Raw genomic sequence first — 19,725 nt, 5'->3', positions numbered from 1 at the left:
TCGAATCGACACTGAAAACGAGGCAGACGATGTCGCAGCGGTGCAACTGGGTGAAGACGGAAGCGGACGCTCACTATCACGATACCGAGTGGGGCGTGCCGTCGCACGACGATCGCCACCTGTTCGAAATGCTGATCCTGGAAGGCGCGCAGGCCGGGCTGTCGTGGTCGACGATCCTGAACAAACGTGCGGGCTATCGCGAAGCGTTCGCCGATTTCGACGTCGATGCGGTCGCGCGCTTCACGCCCAAGCGCATCGAGAAATTGCTGGAGAACCCGGGCATCGTGCGCAATCGCGCGAAGGTCGAATCGGCGGTCACCAACGCGCGCGCGGTGCAGCGCATCCGCGAGGAGCATGGCTCGCTCGCCGCGTTCCTGTGGTCGTTCGTCGGCGATACGCCGGTCCAGAATGCGTGGCAGTCATACCGCGACGCGCCCGCGTCGACCGAGCAGTCCGACGCGCTCAGCAAGGCGCTGAAGGCGTACGGCTGCAAGTTCGTCGGCTCGACGATCTGCTATGCGCTGATGCAGGCGACCGGCATGGTCAACGATCACGAAGCCGGCTGCCCGTGCCACGCGCAATGCGCGGCGCTCGGCGGCAAGCAGCCGGCCCGCCGGCGCAAGGCGGGCTGACGGCGCGGAGGCAAGTTCGGCGCCGGTGCCGCGCCGCCGACCTGCGACGATAGCACCGTCCGCTTGGTGCTTGGTGCTTGCCGCCCGGCCCTTACCGCGCGGCGCGCGACGACGACGCCGGCACGACCGGCCGCGTGCTCCGCGCGGCCCGCCCGCGTGCGCTGCGCTTCTTCACCCAGATGCAGACGCCCGTTACGCTCAGCATCGCGATCACGATGCCGAGCACGCTCACGGCGACACGTCCCGCGACACCGGCGATCCGCCCCGAGTGCAGTGGAAACTGCGCCTGCATGAACAGGTCGCCAGCCGAACCGCGGCCCGGCACCTGCGCCGCGACGGGTTTGCCGGTCACCGCATTCCAGTACAGCCACGCATTGCCGAGCCCGACGTCGCCATGGTCATTGCCCGGCGTGAAGAACCCGACCGCATAGACGTTCATCGCCGGGGCGAACAGCAGCGCACCCGGCGGCGCGGTGATCCCCGCGTCGCGGCCGGCCGAGCGGGCGATCTCGACGATCCGCTCGCGCGGGAGCACCTGGCTGCCCGCCGGGGCCGGCGGGAAATGCTCGGGATTGGTGTACGGCGTCTCCGCGAGCGGCGACATCAGCGAGACCAACGGGCGCACGACCGGAACGGCAAGGTTCATCGAAATCGACGTGACCGCGACGACGAGCAGCAGCCCCCACACCCACACGCCCCCCGAGCGGTGCAGGTCGAACACGAGCGGATAGCCACCGCGCCGCACACGGAACGCGAACGACTTGCGCCAGCTTTTCAGGTTCGGAAACGCGAGCACCAGCGCGATCAGGCTGTCGATCGCCCACACGATGCCGACGACGCCCATCACCCAGAACCCGAAGTTGATCCCGCCGTACACGGGCAGGAACAGCGAATAGTGCAGCCGGTAGATGAACGGCATCAGGTCGAGCCGCGCGAGCGACAGCGCGCCCCATTCGCGGCGGCCCTGCACCGCACCGGTGGCGGGATCGACGGCGATCTGGCTGAAACCGAGTGCATACGGCTGGCCGGTCGCCGGATCGGTACGCGGCATCACGCCCGCCTGCAGCGTGTGCCCCGGTTCGACCGCGAGCGGCAGATAGGTGACTTGCACGCGCGGATCGGCCGCCTCGATGCGCGCCGCGAGTTCGAGCGGCGCCAGCGGCGCCGCGCCGCTGCGCGCGATATAGAAATCCGGGTTCAGCGCCGCGTCGAGCTCGTGGTCCCACGCAATCAATGCGCCGGTGAGCCCCGCGACGAACAGGAACAGCGCGATGGCAAGTCCGAACCAACGGTGCAGGCGGACGAGAAACGGTCGCAGGAACGCATTCATCGCGTGCGCAGCGAAAGGAAGGCGGGCCGGCACGAGCGGCGGCCGCGATTCGACGGGAGGCAGTTCATTCGATGTCGGGCGCCGCACAACGGTCATCCGGCCAGGTCAGGCAAGGCCGGATGCCCTTGTACGCGGCATGGAATTGTTGCGCGGTGGGCGGGTTTTGATACGATGCGCGACATTTTAACGCAATGCGAATGATTCTTACTCGCATTTTTGCTCGCTCGCCATGACCGTCAGCCTTGCCCGCCCTCCTGTCCGTCCACGCCGCGTGGCCGCCGCCCTCGCCTGCCTTGCCGCCTCGCTCGCGCATGCGGACGATTCATCCGGCGACGCCGCGGTCCTGCCTGCCCTGAACATCACGGCCGCACACGATTCACCCCAACACTTGACCGACACGATCTCGACCGGTGCACTCGGCACCCGCCGCCAGCTGGACACGCCGTTCTCGACGACGATCGTCACGTCGGAAGAACTCGAGGCGCGTCAGCCGTACAAGCTCGGCGACGTGTTCGCGAACGACGCGTCAGTGTCCGACAACAGCGGCGCGTACAGCGCGTGGGCCAGCTACATGACCGTGCGCGGCATGCAGCTCGACTGGCAGAACGGCTACAAGATCGACGGGCTGCCGTTCGTCACGTACGGCATCACGATGCCGTACGAGCAGCTCGAGCGCGTCGAACTGCTGAAGGGGCTCGGCGGCTTCCTGTATGGCTTCGTGACGCCGGGCGGCGTCGTCAACTACGTGACGAAGCAGCCGGGCGCCGAGCCGGTGCGCAGCGTCGATGTCAACTACCGCAGCACCAACGTGTGGACGGAGCATGTCGATCTCGGCCAGCGCTTCGGGCCGAACGACATGTTCGGCGCGCGGCTGAATGCGACGCACGAGGAAGGCAAGACGTACAACGACGGCAACATCCGCCGGGACAGCGTGTCGCTCGCACTGCAGGCGAACCTGACGCGCGACCTCTCCGTGTCGTTCGGTGCGCTGTACCAGGATCGCCGCACGACCGGCCAGACGCCGTCGATCTTCACCGGCAGCTATCCGGGTGGCGCACTGCCCGCCACGATCAGCGGCGGGTCGACGAACCTGGGTGGCAAGGACCAGTACCTGAACACGAACCTGCAGCTCTATACGGCCGGGCTGCAATACCAGCTCGCGCCGGACTGGCAGCTCGACGTCGCGTACAGCTACAGCAAGGCGACACGCCGACGCAACGAAAGCACCCTGTACCTGCAGGACGCCGCAGGCAACTACACCGACAGCCGCTACGTCGGCATGGAGGATCACCGCTTCAGCCAATGGCGCGCGATGGTCGAAGGCAAGGTGCGCACGGGCCCGTTCAGCCACCAGATCGTGCTCGGCGCGTCGTGGCAGAAGCAGGCGAACGACTATTCGGCGAACAGCGTGTTCGTGCCGCTGGGCGCCGGCAACCTCTATGCGCCGAATCCGTACCGCTACGAGAGTCCGCACGGCTTCATCCAGTACCGCACGAGCGAGATCGTGCAGAAATCGCTGTTCGCGAGCGACACCGTGCAGTTGACCGAGCGCTGGTCGGTGCTGGCCGGCGTGCGCTACATGAACTACGAGCAGCGCGCGTTCCAGGCAAGCGGCGCCGAGGACCCCGGTTACCGCCAGAACGGCGTGGTGACGCCGACTTTCGCGGTGATGTTCAAGCTCGCGCCGACGACCACCGCGTACGCGAGCTACGCCGAGTCGCTCGAGCCCGGCAGCCGCGTGAACGACGTCTACGCGAACGCGGGACAGGTGCTCAAGCCGCTGCGCAGCAAGCAGTACGAGCTGGGGATCAAGAGCGAGCACGCGCGCTGGAGTGCGACGGCCGCGCTGTTCCGCATCGAGCGCAGCGCCGAATACGCGAACGCCGCGAACGTCTACGTGCAGGATGGCGAATCGATCATTCAGGGGATCGAGGTCGGCGCGCGCGCGAAATTCGGCGCGCACTGGAACGCGGGCGTCGATGCGATGCTGCTCGACGCGTGGTACGCGAACGGGATCGGCAACAACGGCAACCGTGTCGCCGGCGCGCCGCGCTTCGTACTCGCGGGCGACCTCGGCTATGCGGTGCCGGGCGTGCCGGGGCTGACGCTCGGCGTCGACGCGAAATTCACCGGCGCGACGCCGCTGCGCGCGGCCGGCGGCCTCGACGCGCCGGGCTTTCTCGTCGTCAACGCCGGCGCACGCTACCTGACGCGGGTCGGCCGCCACGACGTGACGCTGCGCGCATCGATCGACAACGTGCTGAACCGCCGTTACTGGGAATACCAGTACGCGGACTACGTGAAGCCGGGCGATCCGCGCACGGTGAGCCTGAGCGCGAAGATCGACTTCTGAACGCAGCGGCCGGCGGCTGCATACCGCAGGCCCCGGCCGGCGCCGCCGCCCGGCCCGTCGGCCACCGCAGCCTCGGGATTTTCCCGGCCTGCAAAAGCAAAACGGCGGAGCGGCCTCTTTCGAGGCACACTCCGCCGTTTCGCGGCGAACCGTCAGACGCTCTTAGTGGAGCTTCTTCGGCAGCATCTGGCTGCGCAGGCGCTTGTGCAGGCGCTTGACGGCTGCTGCCTTCTTGCGCTTGCGGACTGCGGTCGGCTTTTCGTAAGACTGGCGCTCACGCAGTTCAGCGATCAGGCCATTTTTTTCGATAGCGCGACGAAAGCGGCGAATCGCCACTTCGAACGGCTCGTTTTCTTTCAGAAGAATCGTCGTCATGTCGTTCCTAAATTGCTTAAACGGTCAAAAACGTAGCGGCCAAGCGCCACGCACCGGCCATCCGAGCGTCCCCACAACAGGCGAAACGAGCGGAAATACGGCCTCGGAGGCCGGAAAAGAGAGGCGGAAAGCACCGCGAGTACGCTTCACAACCGCGTGCAGCGCCGCGTTTGACTGCCAGCAGACATGCCGAAACCGGCAAAGGCGTGACAGAAAATCTCAATTCAGCCCGCCATCATAGCAGGGAATCACAGACAAAACCACCCTTTTGTCGGTCGTGTGTGCACAGCGTCACGACTGAGTGCCGGAGCCGCATCGGGCCCGTTTCTGCCCCCGTTTAATCCAGCGCCGTGCCGGGGCGGTCCGAAATGACAAAGAAGGATAAAAAATCGGGCCGAATCTCCAAGTGCCCCTCAAGTTTTGTTTTGGTGCGCCGAAATCCTGCTCTGAGGCGGCCAGCAATGAACGAGTGCTTCCGCCGACGCCAAAACGGCTTTCCAGGGCTTTCGGCTTACACAGGAGATTTTTCCATGCTCGGAATTAACAGCAACATCAACTCGCTGGTTGCACAGCAGAACCTCAACGGCTCGCAAAACGCCCTGTCCCAGGCCATCACGCGCCTGTCGTCGGGCAAGCGCATCAACAGCGCAGCGGACGACGCAGCAGGCCTCGCGATCTCGACCCGGATGCAGACCCAGATCAACGGTCTGAACCAGGGCGTGTCGAACGCCAACGACGGCGTGTCGATGATTCAAACGGCTTCGAGCGCACTGTCGTCGCTGACGAACAGCCTGCAGCGTATCCGCCAGCTGGCCGTCCAGGCGTCGACGGGCACGATGTCCACGACCGACCAGGCAGCACTGCAACAGGAAGTTTCGCAGCAGATCCAGGAAGTGAACCGTATCGCGTCGCAAACGACGTACAACGGCACGAACATTCTCGACGGCTCGGCAGGCATCGTGTCGTTCCAGGTCGGCGCGAACGTCGGCCAGACGATTTCGCTGGACCTGAGCCAAAGCATGTCGGCTGCGAAGATCGGCGGCGGCCTGGTGCAGAAGGGCCAGACGGTGGGTACGGTGACGGGTCTGTCGCTCGACAACAACGGCGCGTACACCGGTTCGGGCGCAACGATCACCGCGATCAACGTGCTGTCCGACGGTAAGGGTGGCTACACGTTCACCGACCAGAACGGCGGCGCCATCTCGCAAACCGTTGCCCAGTCCGTGTTCGGCGCAAACGCAACCACCGGCACCGGTACGGCAGTCGGCAACCTGACGCTGCAATCGGGTGCAACCGGCGCAGGCACGTCCGCGGCACAGCAGACGGCCATCACCAATGCGATCAACCAGATCAACGCCGTCAACAAGCCGGCTACCGTGTCGAACCTCGACATCAGCACGGTCAGCGGCGCGAACGTCGCGATGGTGTCGATCGACAACGCGCTGCAAACGGTGAACAACGTGCAGGCGGCACTCGGCGCGGCACAAAACCGCTTCACGGCAATCGCCACGTCGCAGCAGGCAGAATCGACCGACCTGTCGTCGGCACAGTCGCAGATCACCGACGCGAACTTCGCGCAGGAAACCGCGAACATGTCGAAGAACCAGGTGCTGCAGCAAGCAGGCATCTCGGTGCTGGCACAGGCGAACTCGCTGCCGCAGCAGGTCCTGAAGCTCCTGCAGTAATCGCGTAGCAACCCACGGCCGGGCCCCGCGTAATGCGTGGCCCGGCCGCAGGCACTTGGCGCGCGGGGCATTGCCCCGCCGTCAGGTCTTCACCCAGAATTCCACGGATCATCCGCCGCACGGAGCACTACGATGTCGACGATCAATTCCGCCGTCACAGCCGCCAACAATTCGGCCAACAGCCAGCTGCAGCAGGCTGCCCAATCGATCATCAGCGGTTCGACCGGCAACTCGTCGATGGACGTCAACTCGCTCGTGACGGCACTCGTCAATGCGAAAACCGCCGGTCAGGCCGCCGCGCTCAACGCGCAGCAAAGCAGCGACAACACCCAGATTTCCGCGTACGGCGCGCTGTCGGCCGCGCTGAGCGCACTGCAGGCCAGCCTCACGACGCTGTCGAACGGCTCGCTGCAGAACACCTTCACCGCGACCGCGAGCGGCACCGGCCTCACCGCGACCGCGGGCGCCGGCGCGGTGGCCGGCAGCTATTCGGTCGGCGTCACGCAGATCGCGACGTCGCAGTCGCTGTCGTCGGCCGCGTTCGGTGCGTCGACCGCGCTCGGCACCGGCACGATGACGCTGTCGCTCGGCAGCCAGTCGTTCTCGGTCGATGTGAACGGCACCAACAACACGCTGTCCGGTATCGCCGCCGCGATCAACACCGCGACCGGCAACCCGGGCATCGTCGCGTCGGTCGTCAACGGCAGCGACGGCGCGCACCTCGTGCTCAGCTCGACGCCGACCGGCGCGGCGAGCACGATCGGCGTCGCGCTCAGCAACGTCGCCGGCGACAACGGCCTGTCCAGCCTCGGCGTCACGTCGACGGCCAGCACGACGGGCGGCCAGTCGACGATCACGTCCGCGAATAGCGGCGCAGCGTGGAAACAAAGCACCGCCGCGCAGGACGCCGCGTTCACGATCAACGGGATCGCCGGCACCAGCGCGAGCAACACCGTGACGAGCGCGATCACCGGCGTCACGCTGAACCTGACCAGCGCCGCCGTCAGCGCCACGCAGCCGCAAACGTTGACGGTCGCGACCGACACGAAATCCCAGGCCGCCGCGATCAACAATTTCGCGACGCTCTATAACACGCTCGTCACGACGATGGGCTCGCTGTCGAGCTTCACGTCCGGCGCGTCGTCGCAAGGCCCGCTGCTCGGCGACTCGACGCTGAACACGATCAAGAACGCACTCGCGTCGATCGTCGCGAGCGGCGTGACCAGCAACGGCTCGACGGTCAACCTCGCGTCGATCGGCGTCACGCTGCAGGCCGACGGCACGCTGAAGGTCGACAGCACGGCGCTCAACGGCGCGCTGCAGAACAATCCGACGGGTGTCGCGTCGCTGTTCAACTCGACCAACGGGATCGGCGAGCAGTTGACGACGAACATCACGAACTACACGAAGACGAACGGACTGATCGCCGCGCGTACTACCGCGCTCAGCAACGATCTGAAGAACGTCGCCCAGCAGCAGACGACGCTGTCGAACTACGCAGCCCAGCTCACGAGCCAGTACCAGGCGCAGTTCACCGCGCTCAACACGCTGATGGCGACGATGAACAGCAACTCGCAATACTTGACCCAGCTGTTCGGCGGCGCGAACAGCGGCGGCGCGCTGGCGAACAACAAGAGCTGACCGCTAGCCGGACAGGAGAGCCCAGATGGAACAGACCGAACTGATTGCGCAGATCGACGCGTTCACCGACGCCATCGAACACGCGGCCGCGATGGCCGACTGGGCCGAGGCCGTGCGCCTCGTCGATGCGCGCTGGTCGCTCGTCGCGCTGCTCTCGACCGACCAGCCGCCCGTCGGCATCGCCGCGATCCGCCGCATGCAGGCCAGCAACGACCGGATCTTCGCCGGCGCGCAGCGCGCGCAGCAGGAGCTGACCGACGAATACCAGGCGGCAATGAGCCGCGTGCAGGCCGTCGGCCAGTACCAGAGCATCGCGAACCGTTAAGACCCGCCGCGCGGCGTGCTCGACACGCATGCGCCGCCAACCCGACAACAAGAACTACGCGCTGATGTGAGGGCGTGCTCGTTCGCCTCCGTGCCCGCCTCGTGCGGGCGTTTTTTTTTGGGGCGCCGCAATTCGCACCGCCCCGGCGTCGGCCGACCGCTCAATCGGCCAAACTGACCGGGCTTTTCCCGTCAGCTCGCGGCATCGGCGCAACGGCACGCTACCCATAATGGTATCGACCGACTTTCCGCAGATCTCATCATGTTCTCGACCGAACTGCCCGCCTCCGCCGCGCTCACGCCTGAACAGCAGCTTGCGCAGGACATTGCGCTCGTCATGGAGAACGCGCTCGAGCGCCAGCGCAGCGGCGCGTTCGACGACGCCCGGGCGCTGTACGAGGCCATCCTCGACGCGGTGCCCGCGCATGGCGATGCGCATTACAACCTCGCGGTGCTGCTGGCCGATACGGGTCAGGCGGCTGATGCGGTACCGCATTTCGAAGCCGCCATCGGCGCGAGCCCGGACAACGGCTACTACTGGGTTAGCTACATTCACGCGCTGCATCGCAGCGGGCAGACGGCCGCCGCGTGGATCGCGGTCGAAATCGCGCAACAGCGCGGCGTGCACGGCCCGGCGCTCGACGGGCTGATCGCGCAACTGGCGTCGCCCGACGTCGTGCTCGCGACGGCCGCGGTTGCGCCGAGCGGCATCGACATGGCGATCGTTCTGGAAACCGCAGCCGGCCACGCAGGGAAGAGCGACGCCGGCAGGCCGGTCCGGCGCCCCAATCAGACGCTGCTGCAAAAGCACGCGGCGCTGTTCGACAAGAACAAGCACGCGGAAGCCACCGCGCTTGCGCAGCAACTGGTCGCCGATTACCCGGAAGACGGTGCATGCTGGCGCGCGCTGTCCGCATCGCTTCACCGGGAAGGCCGCTTCGCGGAGATGATCGAGGCCGGCTTTCGTACGATCGAATTGCTGCCGGATGAATTGCTCGTGCGCATGCTGCTCGCCGACACGCTGCGGATGGTGAACCGTCTCGCGGAGGCCGACGAGCAGTGCACGCGCCTGCTCCAGCTTCAGCCCGATCACCCGGAGGCCTTCCGGATTCGCGGTCTGGTGCTGTTCGCGCTGCGCCGCACGGATGAAGCGATCGCGGCGTGCCGTCGCGCGGTCGAGCTTGCGCCCAACGCCGCTGCGCCGTGCGGCACGCTCGGCTTCGTGCTGCTCGAACAGGGCGCCACGCAGGAAGCGATACGCTGGCTGAAGCGCTCGATCGAAATCAACCCGACCGACAGCGTCACCCACAGCAGCATGTTGTTCTGTATTACGCACAGCAGCGACTTCGATCCGCAGGCGCTCATTGCCGAACACCGCAAGTTCGGCGAGCGCTACGGCAATCACAAGCGCAAGCGCGCGGCCGTGTTCTCGAACTCGCGCGACCCGGCGCGCAAGCTGCAGGTCGGCTTCGTGTCGGGCGACCTGTTCAGCCACGCGGTCGCCTCCTACGCGGTGCCCGTGATCGAGCATCTCGCAGCCGATCCCGGCATTGCGATGCACTTCTATCACAATCACTTCGAGGAAGATCACGTATCCGAGCGCTTCAAGGCCCACGCCACGACGTGGCGCACCGTCGCCGGCATGAGCGACACGGCCTTCCTCGAGCGCGTGCGCAACGACCGCATCGACATCGTGATCGACCTGTCGGGGCACACCGGTCGTAACCGGCTGGTCGCGCTGGCGCAGCGTGCGGCGCCCGTGCAGGCGTCGTGGATCGGCTATCCGGCCACGACCGGCCTCGCCGCGATGGACTACTTCATTGCGGATCGCTTTGTCGCGCCGCACGGCGAATTCGACGATCAGTTCGTCGAGCAGATCGTGCGGCTGCCGGCCATCTCGTCGTTCATGCCACCGGCAAATTGCCCGCCCGTCAATGTCTTGCCCGCGCTACGGAACGGCTATACGACGTACGGCAGCTTCAACCGCCTGAATAAACTCAGCCCCCACGTAATCGGCGTCTGGGCGCGCGTGCTGCATGCGGACCCAACCGCGCGCATGGCGCTCGGCGCAATCGGCAACGAGGGAGACCAGCGGGTGCTGATCGACTGGTTTGCCGCGGCCGGCATCGACGCCAGCCGCCTGTCGTTCCACCGGCGCTCGAACATTCCTGTCTACCTGCAACAGCATCATGGCGTCGACCTCTGTCTGGACACGTTCCCTTACACAGGTTCGACCACGACGCTAAATGCCCTGTGGATGGGCGTGCCGACGCTGACCATCGCTGGCGTGACGCTGGCCGGCCGGGGCAGTGCGAACTGGTTGATGCACGTCGGGCTCGACACATACATAGCGAAAAACGAGGACGAGTTCGTTGCCAAAGCGCTCGCCCTCGGCAAAGACACTGCGTCGCTTCAGGCGCTCCGCTCCGGCCTGCGCGCGCGCTGCGCCGAGTCGGCCGCGTTCCGCCCGGAGATCGTCGCGGCCGGACTGTCGTCGGCGCTGCGCACGATGTGGGCACGCTGGTGCGCGGGCGAGCCCGCGATCGCCTTCGACACGCCTCTTTTCGACGATACGGCGACCGCACCGGCCACGACCGAGGCCTGACCTCCACGCAACAGAGGGATCACCATGACTGCCAGCCTGCCTGCGTCGTCCGTCGCACAACTGCCTCGCGACAGCATCTACGTCACGCAGCCGTACCTGCCGCCACTCGACGAATTCATACCGTACCTCCAGCAGATCTGGGACAGCCGGGTGCTCACCAACGGCGGCCCGTTTCACCAGCAATTCGAGCGCGCACTATGCGACTACCTCGACGTGCCTCACCTGTCGCTTTTCGCGAACGGTACGCTCGCACTCGTCACCGCGCTGCAGGCGCTGCGAATCACCGGCGAAGTGATCACGACGCCATACTCGTTCGTCGCGACTGCACACTCGCTGCTGTGGAACGGCATCAAGCCGGTGTTCGTCGACGTGGACCCCGATTCGCTGAATCTGGACCCTGCGAAGATCGAAGCCGCCATCACGCCGCAGACAAGCGCGATCATGCCGGTGCACTGCTACGGCCGACCCTGCGACGTCGAGGCGATCCAAAAAATCGCGGACAACTACAACCTGCGCGTCATTTATGACGCAGCACACGCGTTCGGCGTTCACACGCCGACGGGCAGTCTGTTGCGGCACGGCGACCTGTCGATACTGAGTTTTCACGCGACCAAGGTATTCAATACCTTTGAAGGCGGCGCGATCATCTGTCCCGATGCGAAAACGAAGCAACGCATCGATCATCTGAAGAATTTCGGGTTCGTCGACGAAGTCACGGTCGTGGCGCCCGGCATCAACGGCAAGATGAGCGAGATCAACGCCGCGTTCGGATTGCTGCAGCTTCAGCATGTCGATGCGGCAATCGCGCGCCGTGCGCATATCGATGCCATGTATCGCGAGCAACTGAGCGGGTTGCGTGGACTTCGATGCATCGAGCACGGCGACGGCGTACGACACAACTACTCGTACTTTCCGATTCTCGTCGACGACGAATATCCGGTCAGCCGCGACGCGCTCTACAGCAAGCTGCGTGCACACGAAATTTATGTGCGCCGTTACTTCTACCCGCTCATCTCGGAATTTCCGATGTATCGCGGGTTGCCGTCGGCGCACAAGTCGCTGCTGCCCGCCGCCGCGCACGCATCCGAGCGCGTGCTGTGCCTGCCGATCTACCCGGCGCTGCGCGACGAAGACGTCGAACGAATCGTGAAGATCATCAAGGGGCACGTGTGACGTCGCCGGCAACCAGCGGCCTGGCGCGGTCGTCCTCATGCGCTTCCAGCACCATCGCGTTCAGCGCGATTCGCGACCTGATCGAGCAGGAACAGGTGCGAAACGCGGACTTCATCCGTACCGCGCTACCCGCTTATCTCGACAAGCTGGAGGCGCGCGCCGAGTTCGTCGCCGAAGCAGTGGACGGCATCTGTCACGGTTTCGTCGCGTTCTACTGTAACGACTACGCGACGCGAATACTGTACGTAACGCTGATCCTGGTAGCGCCGACGCGTCGTCGTACCCGGCTTGGCGAACGCCTGCTCACCAGAACCTTCGAGCTGGCCCGTGCACGAGGTTTCCTGCGATGCCGCCTCGAGGTGCATCCGGACAATCCCGGCGCCCGCGACTTTTACGCGCGACTGGGCTTCAAACCGATCGATGCGCGATCGGACGCCATCGTGCTCGAACGCACGTTGTGACATCGCTCGAACCGGGTACGTTCGAAGCCCGGTGTCACTGAACACGGCTCCGCGACCAGGCGGCCGCCTATCGCATCACTCAGCAGAAAGAGAGCGCGACAAAATGAAGTGCATGATTTGCGACGCCGACGGCGACTACTATTTCTCGAAGACCTATACCGAGCGACCTTTTTCCGACTTCATGAGTTCGATCGGCAAGGTCGACTATTACAAATGTCGGCAGTGCGGCTTCGTCTGGTCCGGCACACATCAATCGCTACCGGCGGAGAAATGGAGTGAATTGAATCGGCAGTTTCATCACTACATCGAGAATCCCGCCAACGAAACGAAGGGCAACCAGCCGCCGTACGCCGAACAGGCCATGATGCTCGCCCTGCTCGGAAAGAACGGCGTGATTCGCCTGGACAACATGGTCGACTATGCCGCCGGGTACGGTACGTTGAGCAATGTCCTGGCGAAATACTACGATCTTGAACTGCCGATCTTCGATCTCTACGTGAAAAACGATGGCTCGGGAAGATATATCGATCCATCCAACCTCGGTCGCTACAAGACCGTGATCAATTCGGCGATGTTCGAGCATGTCCTGCGCCGCAGCGATCTCGATTTCGTGCATGACATGGTCGATCACGACGGTGCATTGGTCATCCACACGGTTGTCTGTGAACGCGTGCCGAACGACCCGGAATGGTTCTACTTGCGCCCCCCCGTGCATACCGCCTTTCATACCAATCGAAGCATGACCATCCTGATGGAGCAATGGGGCTATCGGGCATCGCTCTACTGTCCTCAGGCCAAGTGCTGGGTTCTGCTTCGCGACGAGTGCGCACATATCGGCGAAACGGTTGCATCCATCAATCGCGAACTCCAGACCACGTGGTTCCACTACAAGGAAGGATTCGTCGACTACTGGAAGGGATTCTAGATCAGCCTGCATGTGACGAAATGCATCGATGCCCCGTCCTTCACGTGAGCTGACAGGACGACCCGCGCATACCGGCCGGCAATGCGTGGCCGCGAGTCGAATGCCGTTTCCGAAGCAGGCAAGGCAGTCGATTTCGAATGGCGACCGACGCTCTCCGGTTGATCCGCGCAATGACAGGCAAAACCTAAATTCCGGGACAGACCTGCCGTTATAGCAAAAGTAAGTGTAGTGCCATGCAACGAATGCAATTCCGAAAGGAATCGACGTGTGTGCATTGCGCCGACACTTACGCCACGGGCCTGAATCGCTGCCGGAGCGAGGCAACTGTATCGCGCGTCAATCAAGCATCGGGTGCGACGCATACCACCGGATTCCCCTTCTCCTATCGCGCTTCGCCACGAAGTGCAATCCAGGCAAGAGAAACCGGTTTTCCGGTGCACTCGCGGTAACGCCGGGCACATACCAACTAATTGAATATTGAGAGAACTCGACTGATGCGTACCAAACTGATCGTCGCCGCGCTCGCGGCCATGGTTTCCTTGACGTGCAGCGCAGCCACCAGCGTCGTGATCGATGCAAAAGCCAATTGCCTTTCCAGCTTCGTCGGGACCGTCTCCGGCGGCACGTCGGCAAAATTCAGGCTCGCAAGGGGCCAATACGCCGTCTCTCTCGTGTCGAACACGATGAGTTGCGGTGGCGGCTCACTCGATAATGGCTGCAACATCGATACCGTGATGATGCAAGGCGGCTACGGCTACGGAAGCATCCGATGGGGCACCGCAATCACGGCCAAACCCACCGTCATCCTGATGACCAGCGACCTCAACGATGTTTTCGCCTACGTCAGCGATGACTACTGTGGCGACAACGTCGGACAGGCGACGCTGCTGATTCAGCCGGTAAACTAAGCGCAATTTGCACGGCGCACGCAGCGCGCGTGCGTATCGCCCTACCTGCACAAGCAAGGCCAGCCGCTCGAACGGCCGCGTCCCCGACAGGACACGGCCGTGACCGGTCACCCCGATACCTGCTGCACCGTATCGGGCATCGCGACCCCGTTCGCAGGGACTGCCTGAATCAAATCGTATTCCGTCAGCATGTCCCTTACTTCCGCAACGGAGTTGAACATCAGCAGGTCCACGATCGACAGCCAGGGAACGAACGGCGCCCCGAACTGACCGTATTCGATCGGCCTCGACCGAAGAAACCGCAGATCAATGCCGCGCGCCGCAAAGTCTTCGTGCGAGTACAAATCAACACCGCCGATCGCATTGACATACGTCGTCGCCCCCAGCGACTCGCAGATCGCGAGTACGCGACTCTGCCCCTTCAATGACGGATCAACGTCGATCGACGACGACACATCGATACGCGTGGCGATGCCGAGCCGATCCACGACGACATCGATCGATCGCTTGATGAACTTGAACAGGTTCGGCTCGTCAGCGTCGATCACGGCGCTCACGAGGTTGAATCCTTGCTCAAAGAACGGCGCACGAACATAGGCTCCCTTCAACTGGGCGGCAAGTTTCACGGGATCGTAATCAGACGACACCTCGCGATCACGAACATCGAGCGAATCGGCATCTCGTTTCAGCGGAATACTGAACAGCGCATCGCTGCCGTTGAGCAGGAAGCGGTTCCGGTTGAACCACCCCTTCTTCGTGTACTTGATGTTGTCGTATACAACAAACCGGTCAACCGCTCCAATCAGTTGAAAGTAGCCGATATACGGCAGGAAATACGGTTGCATGATCGCGACTTTCATCGCCTCACCCCTGACGGACAAACGGCACAAAAAATGGCTGGAGAGCGGCGCGGCATGCCAAACAGGCTACGCATCGACGCACTCCCTGAAATGCGCGGCAAACACCCCCCGCAGCCGCTCGGCCATCTGAATCCAGCTCTCGCCGCGCCCGCGCCGGAACAACCGCACCGTGCCCGGATACCACGGCGAATCCTCACGGTCGTGCATCCACCGCCAGTCCACGTCCTGATTCGGCAGCAGCACCCAGCAGGGCTTGCCGAGCGATGCGGCCAGATGCGCGGTCGACGTGTCGACGCACACCACGAGATCGAGTTGCGCGACGATCGCGGCCGTATCGGCGAAATCGTCGAGCTCCGAGCCCAGGTGCAGCAACGGCAGCCCGCCCGGCGGCTGGCGCGCTTCGTCCTCGCCCTGCCCTTTCTGCAGGCTCACGAAATTCACGCCCGGCACGCTCCATAGCGGCGTCAGCAATGCCAGTGACGGCAGCGAACGGTGCACGTCGTTGTGATGCTTCGGATTGCCTTTCCATACAAGACCGACGCGCGGGCCGGCAGGCAACGCATCGAGGCGTGCGCCCCAGTGCGCGACGCACGCCGGATCGGACACGAACCGCACCGGCGGCGGGATCGTGTCGAGTGTCGTGCCCGCGTGCATCGGCGCGCTCAACAGGCTCGTCCAGTAATCGAATTGCCCGGCCTGTGCGGTGGCCGCCTCGTGATCGAGCACTGCGTCGACACCGTCGACCGTCTCCATCAGCCGATGCAGCGCCGGCTGGCACGCGAACACCACCCGCGCCGCCCGCCTCGCGCGAAATTCCGCGAAATAACGGCTGAACTGCAGCATATCGCCGAGGCCGTCCTCCTGCCACACGAGCAGCGTCTTGCCGGCTAGCGGCTCGCCTTGCCACTGCGCGCACCGCAGTACCTCGCGGGTTCGGCGGTGCACGAACGTCGACTGCTCGTAGCGCGATTCGTAGCGGCGCCAGCCTTCCTCGAATCGTCCCCGGCCGAGCAGCAGCGTCGCCAGCCCGAAGCGCGCGTCGTCATAGTCGGCGCGCAGGTCGAGCGCGCGACGGTATGCGCGTTCGGCTTCGTCGAGTTGGCCCGCATGCGCCAAGGTCGTGCCGAGGTTGTAGTGCACCTCGGCCATCCGCGGCGCGAGCGCCAGCGCGTCGGTGAACGCGACGGCCGCTTCGTCGTGGCGGCCCTGCGCACGCAGGACGCAGCCGAGATTGTTGTGTGGCTGCGGCAGGCCGGGCCGGCAGCGGATGGCGTCGCGATAGGCCGCTTCCGCTTCGGACAGGCGATCGAGGTTCTGCAGCGCGACGCCGAGGTTGTAATGCGCTTCCGGATGATCCGGACACAGTGCGATGGTCTGCCGGCTAGCCGCCTCCGCTTCCGGCAGCCGCTGCATGTCGACGAGGATCGCGCCGAGATTCGCGTGCGCGAGCACATGATCGGCGCGAACGGCAATCGCGAGCCGGTACGCGAGCTCCGCCTCCGCGGGCCGCGCGAGGATGCGAAGCAGGTTGCCGAGATCGGTCAGCACGTCGGGCGACCGCGGCTCGATCGACAGGGCCTGCCCGAACGCCTGTTCGGCTTCGTCGAGCCGGCCGAGCGCTTCGAGCACCTTGCCGAACCGGTGATGGTGCGACGCGCGCAACGGCGCGACGCAGGCAAGCTGCCGGCGCAGGATCACTTCGGCTTCGGGCAAGCGCTCCTGCGACAGCAGCAGCGCGTGAAGGCCGTCGTATGGGGGCTCGAACGCCGGCATCGCGTCGATCGCGCGCCGCCACCACGCCTCGGCATCCGCCAGCCGGTTCAGGCCCAGCGCACAGACGGCCGCGACGTGCAGCGCCGCGACGTCCACCGCAGGCGCATCGAGCAGCGGCGCGACGCGTGACAGTGCGTCGGCAAACTGTCCGTTCTGGCACAAGGTCGCGGCGTGTCGAACGCACGCGGAAACGTCGGAAGCTGGCGTCGTCATGGAGGGCTGGGCAAAGCGGCGGACATTCATCCCGTCCGGCCGTCACGGCGGCAGCCCGGCATGCGCGACGCGTGTCGCGCCCGGGCGACCGTTTCGGCACGGAGAGCGTCGATTGACAGGTTACCGAAGCACGCACGCACGCGATGCGACGATCTGAGCCCATTCCATGCGGTTGTTCGGGCGATGGCCCGTCACCCCGTGCGTGGCGGGGCCTCGCTGAACGACACCGGCCGTCCGCTCAGTTCGACGAACACCCCCCGCAACTGCTCGAACTGCACGAGCTGGAACTGCACGAACTCGACGAACTGCAGCTCGACGACGAGCAACTGCTGTCGGACGAAGTGCCACCGCCCGCTTTCGCCGCGGCGGCCGACGACACCTGCGAGGCCACCAGCACCGGGCCTGCATACGCCGACCATACGGTACCGGCCAGCGCGCCTGCACCGAACAGCGCTGCGGTCCACAGCAACGGGTCCGGATCGTCACGTTCGGCGTCGCGTATCCCGGACGCTCCCCGCGCGCTGCGTACGTGCCGCGCGTCGCGCGCAGCCCGCGGATCGTGCGCGTTCCGGCGCTCGAGCAGCGCGGCGCGCCCGGCCGCCGTGGCGCCGCCGCGCCCGAAGCCGGTCAGCCTTCCAGCGACGATCCGGTACGCGATCGCGAACACCGCCATGCAGATGCACAGCAGCAGCACGGGCCGCCCGCGGCTCAAACCGACCGCGAGCTTCGCGGCGCCGGTGCCGAGCACGAGCAACGCGATCGCGCGCGCGGCCATCCGGGACGCGCGCAACTCGCCGGGCGCCCAGAACCAGCCCTGCGCACGCATCCCGTCGACGACCTCCTGCGCGTACCTCGCAAGCCGCTCCCGAAAGACGCCGTAGCGCACGGTGCCGGACGGTTGCTCGTTGAGCCACGCGCAGTAGTCGTCGTACCGACCCGCGCGTGCCAGATCCGCGATCTTCACGTAGCTGCCTTGCCGGTGAACGCTCCACAAGTCGACCGCGCCCGCATGCGCGAGCGACATCGTCACGACCTGCGCGACCCGTGCTTCGCCGCCGGTGAGATAGGCGACTTCGTCGGCGCTCAGCCCGGACGAAGCCTTGCGCGTGCGCCGGCCCCAGCGCCGGATGCGAAATTCGATGGCCTGGAGCGCGACGATCAGCAACAACGCGAGAATGCAGGCCGGCACGTAGAACGCGAGAAACTGCGGTCCCGTGTAGTCCAGCACGTCGAGATCCTGCGCCGATGCGCAGGTCGCGGCGACGCTCGCGGCCGCCGCCGGCCACACGAGTTTCGGTAGACGGTCGCGCCATGCGCGGCGCGGCGCCACGGCGGCCATGCGCTCGGTCTGCCGCGCCTCTGCATCCGCCTCGGCCTGCCGGTCGACCGGACGCGGCCAGATCGATGCCGGCGGCTCGCAGCCGAACAGCCGACGATAGCTGTCCAGCGTGTCGCGGTAGCGCTGCGCGTACACGGCGGCCTCGTCGGGCGCGCCGGTACCGGGCATATGGTGCAGCCGTGCGTGCAGCACATCGGCGCAGAAGACGTCCCAGTATTCGAGCGTGTACTGCAGATGGAAATGCCACGCGGCATCGACCGCGACCGACGGCGTGACCGGATGCCCGGCCGCCTGCGCGAGAAACGCGAAGCGCTTGTATTCGTCGATTACGGCCAGCGCGTGGTCGTGCGACCAGCCTTCGGCTTCGGCGAGGCGCCGGCTGTACGGCAGCGGCGCATGCGGATCATCGGGCGAATACGCGTGCAGACGCGCGAGCAGCGCCTGCTGCGCATCGGTCAGCGGGCAGGCAGCGACTGCGGTCGAAGTAGACGGGATGGCAGCCATCGGGAGTCGGCGCGATGCGCGGACGGCCGCCGCGCTCGACGCTTGGAGTTGTCGTTGCGGGCGATTCTCGCACAACGGAAAGGCGGCGGAATAGCGTGGGAACGGCCCGGCAGATGACGATGCGATGCCGTGCGGTGACGCTACGCCTGGACGACTTCAGGAAAACGGATCGGGAAATTCGACGCCTGGAATCAGGCTATTTGGCGCGCCCGGCTGGGATCGAACCAGCAACCCCTGCCTTCGGAGGGCGGGAATATAGGTTCACGACCGTCCATGAACATCCGAAGAAACCCGATAATCCATTGAATTTATTGAAAAATAAGAGCATTGCCGTCCAACGAGATCCAGCCTAAAATTTCCGTACCATTTCCGTACGAAAATCATGGCTACTCCTATCGTCAGCAAGACCGCACGCGACAAGCTGCCCCCACGCCGGGAACCCTACTTTGCACGGGTTCAATCCGGTCTCTACGTCGGGTTCCGTAAACTCGCCGAGGGCGACGGGACCTGGATTGCTCGCAGACGCAACGAGGCGGGCAAGCAAGAATACAAGGCACTCGGCACCCTCCCGAGCTTCGATGATGCGGTGAAAGCTACCCTCGAATGGTCGAAAGCGGCAGACGC

At 65.0% G+C, this 19,725-nt stretch carries 15 protein-coding genes and 1 pseudogene; 11 read left to right on the top strand and 5 right to left on the bottom strand.

Annotated features, from left to right (window positions below):
- Positions 1-29 precede the first annotated feature (29 nt).
- Complete coding sequence (locus AP428_RS14315; RefSeq protein WP_006477342.1) at positions 30-632, top strand: DNA-3-methyladenine glycosylase I; 603 nt, start codon at positions 30-32, stop codon at positions 630-632.
- Between the two features lie 91 nt (positions 633-723).
- On the opposite strand, the gene AP428_RS14310 is transcribed toward AP428_RS14315, so the two are convergent.
- The gene (locus AP428_RS14310; protein ID WP_054928240.1) at positions 724-1,962 is read right to left on the bottom strand and encodes a PepSY domain-containing protein; all 1,239 of its coding nucleotides are present in this window, start codon (positions 1,960-1,962) and stop codon (positions 724-726) included.
- 229 nt (positions 1,963-2,191) lie between these two features.
- Between AP428_RS14310 and AP428_RS14305 the strand changes: the two genes are divergently transcribed.
- On the top strand, positions 2,192-4,315 hold the full coding sequence (locus AP428_RS14305; RefSeq protein ID WP_011694089.1) for a TonB-dependent siderophore receptor: 2,124 nt from the start codon (positions 2,192-2,194) through the stop codon (positions 4,313-4,315).
- Between the two features lie 162 nt (positions 4,316-4,477).
- Here AP428_RS14305 and rpsU read toward each other — a convergent pair whose 3' ends face one another.
- The gene (gene rpsU / locus AP428_RS14300; protein ID WP_006401410.1) at positions 4,478-4,690 is read right to left on the bottom strand and encodes a 30S ribosomal protein S21; all 213 of its coding nucleotides are present in this window, start codon (positions 4,688-4,690) and stop codon (positions 4,478-4,480) included.
- 530 nt (positions 4,691-5,220) lie between these two features.
- Between rpsU and AP428_RS14295 the strand changes: the two genes are divergently transcribed.
- From AP428_RS14295 to AP428_RS14260, 8 genes are all read left to right on the top strand, one after another.
- On the top strand, positions 5,221-6,375 hold the full coding sequence (locus AP428_RS14295) for a flagellin (RefSeq protein ID WP_011546721.1): 1,155 nt from the start codon (positions 5,221-5,223) through the stop codon (positions 6,373-6,375).
- Positions 6,376-6,507: 132 nt separating this feature from the next.
- Positions 6,508-8,016 carry a flagellar filament capping protein FliD gene (gene fliD, locus AP428_RS14290; protein ID WP_011546722.1) on the top strand — a complete coding sequence of 503 codons (1,509 nt, stop codon included), beginning with the start codon at positions 6,508-6,510 and terminating at the stop codon, positions 8,014-8,016.
- Between the two features lie 25 nt (positions 8,017-8,041).
- Positions 8,042-8,341 (top strand): flagellar protein FliT, encoded by a 300-nt coding sequence (locus AP428_RS14285; RefSeq protein WP_011546723.1) that lies wholly within the window; start codon positions 8,042-8,044, stop codon positions 8,339-8,341.
- 261 nt (positions 8,342-8,602) lie between these two features.
- Positions 8,603-10,945 (top strand): tetratricopeptide repeat protein, encoded by a 2,343-nt coding sequence (locus tag AP428_RS14280; RefSeq protein WP_054928239.1) that lies wholly within the window; start codon positions 8,603-8,605, stop codon positions 10,943-10,945.
- A gap of 24 nt (positions 10,946-10,969) precedes the next feature.
- Positions 10,970-12,118 (top strand): DegT/DnrJ/EryC1/StrS aminotransferase family protein, encoded by a 1,149-nt coding sequence (locus AP428_RS14275; RefSeq protein ID WP_011546725.1) that lies wholly within the window; start codon positions 10,970-10,972, stop codon positions 12,116-12,118.
- Positions 12,115-12,579, top strand: a complete 465-nt coding sequence (locus tag AP428_RS14270; RefSeq protein WP_011546726.1) for an N-acetyltransferase — start codon at positions 12,115-12,117, stop codon at positions 12,577-12,579. The genes AP428_RS14275 and AP428_RS14270 overlap by 4 nt, the downstream gene beginning before the upstream one ends.
- Positions 12,580-12,682: 103 nt before the next feature.
- Positions 12,683-13,504, top strand: a complete 822-nt coding sequence (locus tag AP428_RS14265; RefSeq protein WP_011694088.1) for a methyltransferase domain-containing protein — start codon at positions 12,683-12,685, stop codon at positions 13,502-13,504.
- A 494-nt stretch (positions 13,505-13,998) separates the two neighbouring features.
- On the top strand, positions 13,999-14,412 hold the full coding sequence (locus AP428_RS14260) for a hypothetical protein (RefSeq protein WP_011546728.1): 414 nt from the start codon (positions 13,999-14,001) through the stop codon (positions 14,410-14,412).
- Positions 14,413-14,519: 107 nt separating this feature from the next.
- Here the strand turns inward: AP428_RS14260 and AP428_RS14255 are convergent, their stop codons facing one another.
- The 3 genes from AP428_RS14255 to AP428_RS14245 all read right to left on the bottom strand — a co-directional run bounded on the left by AP428_RS14255 (position 14,520) and on the right by AP428_RS14245 (position 19,101).
- Entirely contained in the window at positions 14,520-15,272 is a 753-nt protein-coding gene (locus AP428_RS14255; RefSeq protein WP_011694087.1) for a WbqC family protein, read from the bottom strand.
- A gap of 66 nt (positions 15,273-15,338) precedes the next feature.
- Entirely contained in the window at positions 15,339-17,258 is a 1,920-nt protein-coding gene (locus tag AP428_RS14250) for a tetratricopeptide repeat protein (RefSeq protein WP_041489272.1), read from the bottom strand.
- Between the two features lie 238 nt (positions 17,259-17,496).
- The gene (locus tag AP428_RS14245; protein WP_011546731.1) at positions 17,497-19,101 is read right to left on the bottom strand and encodes a TIGR04222 domain-containing membrane protein; all 1,605 of its coding nucleotides are present in this window, start codon (positions 19,099-19,101) and stop codon (positions 17,497-17,499) included.
- Between the two features lie 382 nt (positions 19,102-19,483).
- On the opposite strand from AP428_RS14245, the pseudogene AP428_RS14240 reads away from it, so the two are divergent.
- Positions 19,484-19,725, top strand: a pseudogene (locus AP428_RS14240) (site-specific integrase); the annotation flags it as partial.

This window comes from Burkholderia sp. E168m22 (genome assembly GCF_001319805.1).
GTDB classification, from domain to species: Bacteria; Pseudomonadota; Gammaproteobacteria; order Burkholderiales; family Burkholderiaceae; genus Burkholderia; species Burkholderia orbicola.
Note: the sequence above shows the minus strand (reverse complement) of the source record. Positions and strands in the feature narration are given on the sequence as shown.